The 13,130-nt window shown below is 37.0% G+C and carries 9 protein-coding genes; all 9 read left to right on the top strand.

What is annotated here, in order from left to right; genetic code table 11:
• Window positions 1-36 precede the first annotated feature (36 nt).
• A complete protein-coding gene (locus tag ACRD62_RS02535; RefSeq protein WP_430818545.1) occupies window positions 37-1,275 on the top strand; it encodes an MFS transporter in 1,239 nt (412 codons plus the stop codon).
• 18 nt (window positions 1,276-1,293) lie between these two features.
• Window positions 1,294-3,966, top strand: coding sequence for an AMP-binding protein (locus tag ACRD62_RS02530; RefSeq protein ID WP_430818544.1), 2,673 nt, complete (start codon window positions 1,294-1,296; stop codon window positions 3,964-3,966).
• A gap of 127 nt (window positions 3,967-4,093) precedes the next feature.
• Complete coding sequence (locus ACRD62_RS02525) at window positions 4,094-4,777, top strand: PrsW family glutamic-type intramembrane protease (RefSeq protein ID WP_430818543.1); 684 nt, start codon at window positions 4,094-4,096, stop codon at window positions 4,775-4,777.
• A gap of 4 nt (window positions 4,778-4,781) precedes the next feature.
• Window positions 4,782-5,195: an alternative ribosome rescue aminoacyl-tRNA hydrolase ArfB gene (arfB, locus tag ACRD62_RS02520; RefSeq protein WP_430818542.1), complete on the top strand. Its 414-nt coding sequence runs from the start codon at window positions 4,782-4,784 to the stop codon at window positions 5,193-5,195.
• Between the two features lie 38 nt (window positions 5,196-5,233).
• Window positions 5,234-5,707, top strand: coding sequence for a hypothetical protein (locus tag ACRD62_RS02515; protein WP_430818541.1), 474 nt, complete (start codon window positions 5,234-5,236; stop codon window positions 5,705-5,707).
• Between the two features lie 250 nt (window positions 5,708-5,957).
• Window positions 5,958-7,571 (top strand): ABC-F family ATP-binding cassette domain-containing protein, encoded by a 1,614-nt coding sequence (locus ACRD62_RS02510; RefSeq protein WP_321411804.1) that lies wholly within the window; start codon window positions 5,958-5,960, stop codon window positions 7,569-7,571.
• A gap of 220 nt (window positions 7,572-7,791) precedes the next feature.
• Window positions 7,792-8,841, top strand: a complete 1,050-nt coding sequence (corA, locus tag ACRD62_RS02505; protein WP_430818540.1) for a magnesium/cobalt transporter CorA — start codon at window positions 7,792-7,794, stop codon at window positions 8,839-8,841.
• A 289-nt stretch (window positions 8,842-9,130) separates the two neighbouring features.
• Window positions 9,131-11,857, top strand: a complete 2,727-nt coding sequence (locus ACRD62_RS02500; protein ID WP_430818539.1) for a TonB-dependent receptor — start codon at window positions 9,131-9,133, stop codon at window positions 11,855-11,857.
• 5 nt (window positions 11,858-11,862) lie between these two features.
• On the top strand, window positions 11,863-13,071 hold the full coding sequence (locus tag ACRD62_RS02495) for a phytase (RefSeq protein WP_430818538.1): 1,209 nt from the start codon (window positions 11,863-11,865) through the stop codon (window positions 13,069-13,071).
• The last annotated feature ends 59 nt before the right edge of the window (window positions 13,072-13,130 follow it).

The raw sequence follows: 13,130 nt of genomic DNA, 5'->3' as shown, positions 1-13,130 counted from the left end.
TGCTCTACAAAACATTAGCAGCATAATACAAATGTTATGGAACATTCTAAATTCAGATGGATACCTTTATTTATAACCAATTTCTTAGGTGTACTAAACGACAATTATCTGAAATATCTAATATTTTTCATTGGTACAACATGGTTGGCTGCTGATAAAGAATCTATAATCATATCACTGGCTTCAGGATTGTTTGTAATACCTTATATCCTTTTTTCACCATTAGCAGGTAAATTGGCTCGTGATCATTCCAAAGCAAAAATAATTCAGAAGGCTAAGCTATTTGAGATTCCTATCATGCTCATTTCCGCAGTAGGCTTTATTCTGCAAAATGTGCCTGTTGCCATGTCTGGCATTTTTCTGATGGGTTTACAAAGTGCCTTGTTTTCTCCTGCCAAATACGGAATTATTCGTGACATTGGAGGAAAAGAAGGAATACCTTACGGTACAGGAGCCATGGAAATGTTAACTTTCATTGGAGTTTTAATCGGAACATTTGCAGCCGGAATTGTGTCGGACACCATCCAAAATGAGATGCTGGCCCAATATAGAATCCTTATTGTTTGCACAACACTTGTTTTGTTTGCTGTATTAGGCTGGTTAACCAGTTTAAAAATTCATCCCAAAGAAACAGTACCTGATGAAGAACCTACATCATTGAATCCACTTGTATTTATTCGTGATTCATACATTTTGAGTAAATCGGTTAAAGGATTAAACACTGTAATATTTGGATTGGCAACTTTTTGGGCTATTGGATCTCTTTTACAAATGAATATCATACCTCATTGCCGACAGGTTTTGCAGCTATCAGATACCGCAACCGGAACTATAATGGCGTTGGTTGCCATTGGTATTGGAGCCGGATGTTATGTTACAGGAGTCATTTCAAACCATAAACTAAAAATGTATCTGGTACCCATTGGAGGATTAGGAATGGGAATCAGCGTAACACTCATTTATCTGATGAATCCTTCAACAACTTTATTTACAATTTTAATTGTTTTAACTGCCTTTTTTGCAGGTATTTTTAAAATACCATTAAATTCGTTTATTCAATCGAAAGTAGAAGGAAGAAAACTTGGAGTCATTCTGGCCTATAACAACCTTGTTTTGTTTTCTTTTATTTTAGCATCAGCGGGGATATTTGGATTGGTTGAATCAACAACTAATTCTGTAACAGTATTTGCAACAATTGCCGGTATCATATGGTTAATAACCCTTATTACCTGGTTGAAGATACCGGGTGCCAGACAATTAAATGCAGAAAAATAATATTGTAATTTGCAACAAATGAAGCAACATCATCCAATTATATTAAAAATTGTCAAGGTACTTTTTGGTTGGTTAAGAGCCATATTAAGCCTTCGTTATACAATTGAGGTGAAAGGTGAAGAAGTATTCAGTCAGCAATCTCCCAAACTGATTCTGCCCAACCATCAGGCAATCATGGACCCTATTGTACTGTTTGCTCATTTATATAAATACACAACGGCTGTTCCGGTAGTGACATCAGGATATTATGATATGCCACTGGCTAAAACCATGTTTTCGTCATGGGGTGCAGTTCGGGTAAGCGATCTGGAAGCAGGTAGTCGTAATACCAATGTGTTGGAAGAGATTGTTCATTCTGTGAATCATGGATTTTCTCTTAAAAAGAATATTGTAATCTATCCCAGTGGTCATATTGCCACCCAGGGGTACGAAAAGATCTTAAACAAACAAAGTGCCTACCGGGTAGTAAAAGATTTACCACAGGATGTTGAAGTGATAGCAGCACGTATAAGAGGTTTTTGGGGTAGTAGATGGTCAAAAGCCTGGACAGGTAAATCACCTGGTTTCTTTGGAATGATATTGAAAACAATCGGCTTTTTAATGATCAACCTAATCTTCTTTATGCCACGAAGAAAGATTACCATCGAATTTGAAAACATAACAGAAAAAGCAAAATCAAACAGTCAGATAGGTAAATCAGAGTTCAATACATTTTTGGAAGAGACTTATAATTTGCATGGCGAGGAACCGGTTAATTATCTCAAAGCACATTTTCTGGCATCTAAACTGAACCGTAATTTACCTGCCATAATAAAAGATGCACTGAAAAAAGTCAAAGCCAAAAGAAAAGCAACAGAGGAAGAAACAATTCCTTCGGACACATTAAAATTGGTTTGCTTATGTGTTGGTGAAATTCTGGATATCCCGTCAGAACAAATAAAAGAAACTGACTATTTACAGGTTGATCTGGGTGCTGACTCTTTGAATTTAGTGGAGATATTATCGGAAGTAGAAAACAACTTCCCTACTTTTTCAGCTCCTCAGATAACCGAAATACGTACTATTGCTGATTTATGTTTGGCAGCAATGGGTAAATTTCAGAGTGATTCAGATTTGCCCGAATGTAATCTGGATCAGAATCTAACTCAGATCCAAAACATTAAAATCAATCCTCACAGAAGTATATCAGACCTTTTTGTAAACACTTTCAGCAAGCATAAAAGTGATCCGTTTACTTACGATGCAATGTTAGGATCAGCAAACCGTAAGGAATTCTTTTTAAAAGCATGCGTAGTAGCTGAATTAATTAAAGACAAGGTGCCCGAAAAGCATGTGGGTATAATGTTACCTGCTTTACAAAGTACCACCTTACTGATTGGAGCCTGTTACCTGGCTGGTAAGATTCCGGTAATGCTTAACTGGACTGTTGGTAACAAAGTACTTGAACATTGCATAGAAACCGCTGAAGTTAAAAACATCCTTTCTGCAGGTTCCTTTATCGATAAAATAAAGGAGATGTTGCCTGAAAGCATCCATTCGAAGTTGATCCTTTTGGAAAGAGAAATTCCGAATATTGACATTTTAACAAAACTGAAAGGTGTTATCAAATCGTATTTCCCTTCGTTAATACAAATCAACGAACCCGATGAAACAGCCGTAATACTGTTTACTTCAGGCAGCGAAGCTTTGCCCAAAGCAGTTCCGCTAACACACAAAAACATTGTAAGCGATCTGGCTGGAGCTTTCGATATGATAGACATAAACAATAACGAGGTATTTCTTTCATTTCTACCACCTTTCCACAGCTTTGGCTTTACTGTTTTAAGTATTTTACCGCTGATTTCAGGAATTAAAATTGCCTACACTCCCAATCCTACTGATGCACGTGAGGTACTGAGGGTTCTCAAGCATGTACAGGCTAATATTCTTATTGGCACCCCCGGTTTTCTTAAGCTATTGCTTTCACAAGGAACGCCATACTTTTTTAAATCGATAAAATATGCCATATCTGGTGCCGAAGCCATGCCTCTGGAGTTGAAAGAGAAATTCGAAAGCATGACTCAAAACGCACTAATCCTGGAAGGCTATGGTATTACAGAATGTTCGCCGGTTATTTCATTGAATCCTTTTGAATTACAAAAAATAAATAGTGTTGGAAAATTATTACCAGGCTTGTCAGGTTTGATTGTTGATATTGAAACCGGGAAGAAAATGGCACCCAACGAAACCGGTATGATATACATCAGCGGCGATAATGTTTTTGCCGGATACCTGAACCAACCTGAACTAAGACCTTTTAAAACCATAGATGGCAAACAATATTATAAAACGGGTGATTTAGGTTATTTTGATGATGATGGATACCTGTTTATCACAGGGCGCCTGAAGCGTTTTATTAAGATCGCCGGAGAAATGATCAGTCTTCCTTTCATAGAACATATTCTTTTGGAGAAATATGGAAAAGAAGATGAACAGGTATTGGCTATTGAAGGAAGTGATAAGACTATGCCTGCTGATATAGTGTTGTTTACCACCGAGGAAATTGACCTTATAGAGGCTAATAATTATTTAATAGCCAATGGAGTTGCACCTATTGCCAAAATCAGAAGAATTGAAAAGGTGGATGAGATACCATTACTGGGAACTGGCAAAATTAATTATCGAACACTGAAAGAAAGAGTTGAGAAATAGCATCGGTTCCTTTAACCGAAACAGCAAATTAAAAATTCCTCAACATACATGGCTCGAAAATAATTTGGCATAAAATCGATTCAAAATTGTATTTTCGAACTTATAAGTTAAACCTTTTATCGTTAGAATGAATCTTATTTTAATAGCCTCAGCACCTGTTTTAATCATACTCTTTTATATCTATTACCGCGACAAGTACGAAAAGGAACCTTTCGGACTATTGATTAAATCGCTGATTGCAGGCATGATCATCTGCATCCCCATTATTATTGGTGAACAATGGACCAGTTCTTTTCTACACCCCTTAAAAACCAACCAGATGACAAATGCATTTCTGGATGCTTTTTTTGTGGCATCATTTTGGGAAGAGGCTTTTAAACTGACTGCCGTAATGCTTTTGGTTTGGCGAAACAAAAATTTTAATGAACGTTTTGATGGCATTGTTTATGCTGTTTTTGTATCGCTTGGTTTTGCATTGATTGAAAACATCATGTATGTATTAAACACCGACAACGGTATTCAAACAGGTTTAGCAAGAGCCTTTACCGCAGTGCCGGCTCATGCCATGTTTGGTGTTATGATGGGATATCATCTTGGTCTGGCTCGTTTTATCAGTAAAAAACAAACCTATCATTTGATAAATGCATTTTTTTATCCATTCCTGTTTCACGGCATTTACGATTTTATTCTGATGTCGCAAAACAAATGGCTGTTACTGACATTTGCACCTTTGATGGTTTACCTATACATCCGCATCAAAAAGAGATTATTACAGCACTCCGAAGATTCAGTGTTTAAACCCATAAATTAGTCGGATGACTGAGTTAGGACTTAAAAACAGAGACTTTGCATCGGAGCTAAGTTATTCATCATCCCGCAGTGGTGGACCCGGTGGACAGAATGTTAATAAAGTTAATTCAAAAGTAGAATTACGATTTCATATTGAATCATCACAGTTATTGAATGAGCATGAAAAGTCGATACTCCTGCATAAGTTATCCAACAAACTCAACCAGGAAGGAGAATTGATTTTAACAGCTCAAACAGAACGTTCTCAACTAAGAAACAAACTGATTGTAACCGAACGGTTCTATAATCTGTTGGCTGCTGCTTTAACCCCAAAGAAAAAACGTAAACCAACACGCCCAACTAAATCGTCGGTTGAAAAAAGATTAAACAGCAAAAAAAAGCAAGCTGAGAAAAAAGCCAACAGGCGGTTTACATCTTAAAACCATTGCTTACCTTTGACCCAAATAAAAAAACAGTCATGCACGAAATAACACTTGGACAAGGATTAGGTCAGTTAATTTTTGGAATGAATCGCGACGAGGTATTGAAAATAATGGGTGAGCCAAGTGAAAAAGAAAAATTGGCTGGGGATAATGAATCGGGTGCCATGGAAGCCTGGCATTACGATGATCAGGATCTTTCTCTTTCGTTTGAAGAAGATGCCGACTGGCGTTTGCTTTCTATCACAACAGCATCACCCGATGTACTTTTCGAAGGATTGGATTTAATTGGACTAAGTCAGGGAGAGGTAATGGAACAGATGGAAGTATTTAATCTGGGTGAATTTGAGATGGAAGACCTTTCGGAAGATGGTAGTGCAATGCAAATGGTAGCCACTAATAACGATTTCAGTTTGAATCTATTTTTTGATAATGACCTGTTAACAGAGATACAGTACGGCCCTTTCTTTGATGATGAAGATGGTGTTGTTATCTGGCCTGATGAAGAGTAAGATTCAGTAAGTACATTTTTATTCATTTATCTTCGATTAAAGTATATTGCTTAAGAAGCAGTATTCTTGATCATTTTCTAATTTAGTATTGCTGCAATAACTTTATAATTTACAAATATCAATTCCTGAATTGTACTTTAATTTCGATTAACTGCTTATTTACTAAAATCTTTAGCCTTTCTTAACACCATTCAATTCATTAAGTCAATTAATTGTGTTAATTTTGCAGCCGCTTAAAAACGCATAAACAATGATTACAGTATCAAATCTGGCCATTCAATTTGGCAAAAAACCTTTATTCTCCGACGTTAATTTAAAGTTTACTCCAGGTAACTGCTATGGTCTTATTGGAGCCAACGGTGCAGGTAAATCAACCTTCCTGAAGATTTTGGCAGGTGATTTAGACTCAACCCGAGGAACCGTAAAAATGGAGCCGGGCGAACGTTTATCTGTATTGAAGCAGGATCACTACGCTTTTGATGAATTCACAGTATTGAATACAGTACTGATGGGTCATAAAGAAATGTGGGATGTGATGCAGGAAAAAGATGCCTTGTATCTAAAGCCTGATTTCAATGAAGAAGATGGTATGAAAGCTGCCAAACTGGAAGATGACTTTGCTTCTATGGGAGGATGGACAGCAGAAAGCGATGCTGCAGGATTATTAAGCGGATTAGGCATTAAAGAAGAGCTTCATTACCAAACCATGGGTAATCTTTCGGGTAAAGAAAAAGTACGTGTATTACTTGCTCAGGCCTTATTCGGTAACCCGGATAACCTGTTACTCGATGAGCCTACCAACGACCTTGACCTTGAAACGGTTCTTTGGTTGGAGAATTACCTGGCCAACTTTGAAAATACAGTGATTGTTGTATCTCACGACCGTCACTTCCTTGATAATGTATGTACTGACATTGTAGATATTGACTTCGGTAAGATTCGTAACTTCTCAGGTAACTATAGTTTCTGGTACGAATCAAGTCAGTTAGCTGCTCGTCAGCAGGCAATGCAGAATAAGAAGGCAGAGGAGAAAAAGAAAGAGCTTCAGGAGTTTATTTCGCGTTTTAGTGCTAACGTGGCTAAGTCGAAACAAACTACCAGTCGTAAGAAGATGATTGATAAGCTGAACATTGAAGAAATTCAACCATCTACACGACGTTATCCCGGAATTATCTTCCAACCTTCACGTCAGTCGGGTGATCAAATATTAAAAGTTGAAAACCTAAGCTATTCAATTGATGGTCAGAAATTATTTAATGACGTAAACTTCACCATCGAAAAAGATGAGAAAGTGGTGTTTATCTCGCGCGACAACCGTGCTGTAACGAGCTTATTCGAAATTATCAATGGCAGATTAAAACCAGATACAGGAGAATATTCCTGGGGACAAACCATTACCTCGGCCTATCTACCAATGGATAATACAGAGTTTTTCCAAAAAGATATTAAATTATATGATTGGCTGGCAAATTTTGCGAAAGACTCATCTGAAGATTACATGCGTAGTTTCTTAGGAAAAATGTTGTTTACAAATGACGATACTGAGAAAAATGCTACTGTTTTATCCGGAGGTGAAAAGATGCGTTGTATGATTGCCCGTATGATGATGGAAGAGCCAAACGTATTGATTTTGGATCACCCAACCAACCATTTGGATCTGGAGTCCATTCAGGCATTTAACAACAATATGAAAACATTCCCGGGGCAGATTTTAATGGCATCTCATGACCACGAATTTATTCGTACAACCTGCGGACGTGTTATTGAGTTAACGCCAAACGGAATTGTTGATAAATTAATGGATTTTGAAGAGTATCTTGCTGATGAAGATATTAAGGCTGTTCGTGCTTCAAAATATAACTAACGAGTAACAACTCAAATTATATTTCAAAGGGTCAACTCATTCAGGGTTGGCCTTTTTTATTTAAGTCTACAGCTCGAAGCACAAAGTCCGAAGAAAAATGTATAATCTTAGAATGCTTCACTACTTTTCGGACTACGGACTCTGTACTACATACTCTAGCCGAAATTCTAAAATCATTTCCTATATTTGATTGTTAGTTTATTGAACCAAAACAATGGCAATGCAAGTACTCAACCGAAAAAAGTTAAATCCTGCAATAGCATTATACACAGGCAAAGGTCAACAAGAAAACATCAGCATTCAACTTTTTGATTACAATGCTGAAAGCTATACAGAAGACGTTGAGTACGATTACAAATCAGTAAAAGAATTTGCTAAAGATCATCAATCTCACTGGTTAAACATTCATGGAATACACGAACCTGAAATCATTCAGTTTATTTGTAACCAATTGGGTATTCATCAGCTTGCCTTGCAAGACATACTTGATATAAACCAAAGACCTAAGTTCCAGCAGTACGATGATTATTGGTTCTTTTCATTAAAATCCATTCTGCCATCAGATAATAACCACGTTAACCTGGAACAAATCAGTTTCATTCTGGGAACCAACTTTCTGGTATCGTTCCAGGAGAAAAAAGCTGATCACTTCGATCATATTCGCGAACGTATCAGACAGGATATTGGAATTGTCCGTCAGCGTGGTACCGATTACTTACTCTATCTACTATTAGAATCAATTTTGGATAACTATTTTAAAACCATTGCCAAAATTGAAGAGAAAGTAAATGATATTGCCATTACTTCCAAAAAAGTTGACCTGAGTCCTGATCTTTTGGAATATATCGAATCATTCAAACGTCAGATTTACCAGATCAAGCGCACGGTGACTCCGATCAAAGATTTTGTGGCAATGATTGAACGCGAAGAATTTTTAATGATTGAACCCAAACACGTTAAATATTATTTTGAGATAAAAGACTTGTGCCTGACATTGATTGATGAATGCGAACAGATAAATATTCGTTTAGAAAGTAATATTAATCTTTTCTTTTCTGTTCAGGGAGATCGAATGAATCAGGTAATGAAAACCCTTACCATTGTAGCAACATTCTTTATACCTCTCACTTTTGTTGCCGGTATTTATGGCATGAACTTCACAAACATGCCCGAACTAGGTTGGAAATATGGCTACCTGAGTGTTTGGATATTGATGATTGCCCTTACCATTGTGATGATTATATATTTCAGAAGGAAGAGGTGGTTCTGAAGATAAAATTTCAATTCCATCATCGTTTTAATAAGAATCAGAATTACCAATCTCTATTCTAAAAAGTCTTTATCTAAACTCCCCCAACAAGATGTTAAGTAATCTTTAATTACCTTATAATCTTATTATATTATCATTTAACAGAATCACCTTGTTGGTTCACATAACCTTCTTTTAACATCTTAACATTAAATCAGTATTCTGATTACTGAAACTTCATATCTGCTTAATTTACTGCTTATCCTGCCGCTCTACATTTGCATGAGAATTTACTTAAACCTATAACATCATGAAAAAAATGAAGTGGCTTACTCTGTTTTTAATATTGGTAAGCATCACAACTTATGCACAAAACGGATTTATTCACGGACGAGTAACCGATTCTAAAAACTTTCCATTACCAGGAGCTGCAGTTTACATTGAAAACAACACAGAAATAGGCACTATTACGGATGTCAACGGTTTTTATCGCTTAATAAGCCTTCAAGATGGTATTTACACCTTAGTCGTTAACTACATTGGATTTGAAAGAACAACTTTAACCATAGAAGTTAAAGGAGGTATTGGTACCCAAGCGAATTTTGTACTCAACGAAGGGATTGAACTTCAGGAAATAAAAATTAATGGTCAGTTGCAAGGACAAACAAAAGCCTTGAACCAACAAAAAAACAGTATTAATGTTACTAATATCATTGCTGCAGACCAGGTTGAACGATTCCCTGATTCGAATATAGGCGATGCCCTGAAACGTATTCCTGGTATAAATGTTCAATACGATCAGGGTGAAGCCCGCTTTGGTAACATTCGTGGTACAGCACCAGATTTAAACTCAGTAACTATTAACGGAGATCGGGTTCCATCCGCTGAAGCTGAAACCCGCTCTGTACAATTAGATCTTATTCCTGCCGACATGGTGCAATCCATTGAAGTAAATAAAGTAGTAACTGCTGATATGGAAGGTGATGCCATTGGTGGATCTGTTAATCTGGTTACACGATCAAAGCCGGGAGCACGTCGTATCTCTGGTACATTAGGTAGCGGATATAATTTCCTTTCGCAAAAACCAATGGCTATCGGATCAATTGTGTATGGACAACGTTTCTTTAATGATAAACTGGGAATGGTTATTTCCGGATCTTATTTCAACCACCAATTGGGTTCTGATAATATCGAAGCCGAATGGGACGAAGACGGAAATATGGTTGACTTTCAGGTAAGAACTTACCAGGTTCAACGCGAGCGCCAAAGTTATTCAGCTTCTTTCGATTACGAAATCAACGAAAATCACACTCTGGAATTCAAAGGAATTTACAACCATCGCAAAGACTGGGAGAATCGTTATCGACTTCAATACAAAGACATTGAAGAAGATGATGAAGGAAATATGATTGCTGAAATTCGTCGTCAAACAAAAGCTGGTACAGAAGATAATAAATATGCCCGTTTAGAAGATCAGTCAACAACTAACTTTTCATTGGGGGGTGAGCATCACTTTGGTATTTTAACTGCCAACTGGAAAGCTTCTTATTCAAAAGCCAAAGAAGATCGTCCGAACGAACGTTATTTAACCATGCGTTATAAAGATGTGAGTGTTAGTCAAGACTTAACCGATATGGATAGTCCTAACGTAATTGTTAACGATGCAGATGCTAAGGATTTAAACAGCAACTGGGGTTTTAAAGAACTGACTGAAGAGTTTCAGTATACCGATGATATTGATAAAAACTTTAAAATGGATTTTGAGTTACCAGTTATGAATAATTCAAATCTTAAGTTTGGTTTCAAATACAAAGGCAAAGAGAAAAAACGCGAAAACGAATTTTTCGAGTATGAGCCTACAGACGAAGATGCTTTTATTTTAGAAGCAACAAGCTCAGCTAATATGGTTAATAAAACCAAAGATAATTTTCATGCCGGAGATTATATTGCAGGCAACTATGTTTCTGCTGAATATGTTGGAAAGCTTAATTTAAAAGGCGCTGACTTTGAAGGAGGATCTGTTCCGGAAGAAATTGCAGGAAACTTTGAAGCTACCGAAAATGTAACAGCTGGTTATGTTCGTTGGGATCAAAAAATTACTTCAAAACTAAATGCCGTTGCCGGTGTTCGTTACGAAAAAACGAATATTGAGTATTCTGGTTTCATTTACGATGCCGACAATGATGAATTAACACCTACTGATAAAGAAAGTAGCAACTATGCTAACTTCCTTCCAAGTATCTTGTTAAAATATGACTTAAGTGAAAACACCAAACTGAAAGCTGCCTGGACCAATACCATGGCTCGTCCTAAATATTACGACTTGGTACCATATGTCAATTATAGCCTCGATGACTTAGAGGTAGCCTTAGGTAATCCTGATTTGAATGCCACCAAATCAATGAACTTGGATTTGATGATTGAGCATTATTTCACTTCCATCGGTCTGGTATCTGGAGGATTATATTATAAGGGAATCACTGACTTTATTGAAAAGCAAACAACCTACGAAGATATTGATGGTGAAAGATGGGAATACATCCAACCGATCAATGTAGGAGATGCAGATTTATTTGGTTTTGAGGCTGCTTTTCAGCGTCAGTTGACTTTCCTTCCGGGATTCTTAAAACACCTTGGTGTATATGCTAACTATAGCTACAATTACAACACAGTAAGCAATGTACATTTAGAAGATCGTGAAGATGAAGATATCAAATTACCTGGAACACCTGAACACACTGTTAATGCTTCAATCTTTTACGAAAGCAAGAAACTAACCCTACGTGCATCATTAAATTATGCCAGCGACTTCCTGGATGAGTACGGAGGCGAAGCATTCGAAGATCGTTACTACGACAAAGCAACTCAGGTAGATCTTAGCGGTTCGTATGATATTACAAAAAATCTTAAGTTCTTTGCTGAAGTAAACAATCTTCTTGATCAACCTTTGCGTTACTATCAGGGAGAAACAAAATATACAATGCAAGCCGAGTATTACGGCATTAAAATGCAGGGCGGTATTCGTTTTAACTTTTAATTGAAATGATGAAGCAAACAACATTATTTTTCGCAATACTTATATTAATTACATTGGGGTGTCGTCATAAAAGCGACACCTCCTCCTCTATCGAAACCACTATTGTAAAGATGGATGGAGAATTGGAAGCCATTGAAGACTCGGTTAAAAAAGCCAATGCTTTTGCTTTACAAGCTCAAATTAAAAGAGTTGTAACTCCTAAAGCTCAAACTCAACCGGTTAATGCAGCAACTGGTGAAGATGCAGCTGATGATCCGGCTATCTGGTATAATGAGGAAAATCCATCTGAATCTCGCATTCTTGGAACTGATAAAAAATCAGGATTGGCACTTTACAATCTAAAAGGTGAATTGGTTTCTTTCAATCCGGCTGGAAAAGTTAACAATGTTGATTTAAGGTATAATTTTAAATTAGCCAACAGAAGTATTGCCATAGCTGTAGCTTCAGAAAGAATATCAAATGGTTTGGTAGCTTTTGAGGTGACTGCTGACAGCCTTATTTCGTTACTTGATTCACCAAGTCTTATGGACACAACCATTATTGATGATGCATATGGATGTTGCATGTATTACAGCCGCAGAAAAGATACCTTTTATGCATTTATCTGTGGTAAAAACGGTAACATTCAACAAATCAAAATCACCGAAAAATCGGGCAAAGTAAACACTACAGTAGTTCGTACCATCACTTTATCGTCGCAATGTGAAGGCATGGTTGCCGATGATGAGGAAGGCATTTTGTATGTAGCTGAAGAAGGCAAAGCCATCTGGAAGATGAGTGCAGAAGAAGATGCCGATAACCAAATGACAATGCTTGCCAACAGCGATAGTACCAACGTTAATATCACCTACGATCTGGAAGGATTGGATATTTATTATGCCGGCAATAACAAAGGCTATCTGATTGGCTCGGTTCAAGGTAACTTTTCGTACGCTATTTTTGAAAAAGAAGGCGATAACCGTTACCTGGGTAACTTTATTATTAAAAGCAATAATTCAATTGACGGTGTTGAAGAAACCGATGGCCTTACTGTAACAAACATGGCATTAGGTGGGGATTTTCCTAGTGGACTTTTAGTTGTCCAGGATGGTTTTAATACCGAAAACGGTATAGATAAACCTCAAAACTTTAAGTTAATTGACTGGGCTGACATTGCAAATCAATATGAAACCATACTAAACACTTCACCGCAATTTATGTGGTGGAAGCATTGATTATAACTACTCTCTTCTTCTTAAAAGGCCATTCTGACGATTCAGAATGGCCTTTGCAT

Source organism: Carboxylicivirga caseinilyticus (assembly GCF_050589785.1).
In the GTDB taxonomy this organism is placed as follows: Bacteria; Bacteroidota; Bacteroidia; order Bacteroidales; family Marinilabiliaceae; genus Carboxylicivirga; species Carboxylicivirga caseinilyticus.
The sequence above is the reverse complement of the archived record's forward strand: the minus strand, read 5'-3'. Positions and strand labels throughout refer to the sequence as shown.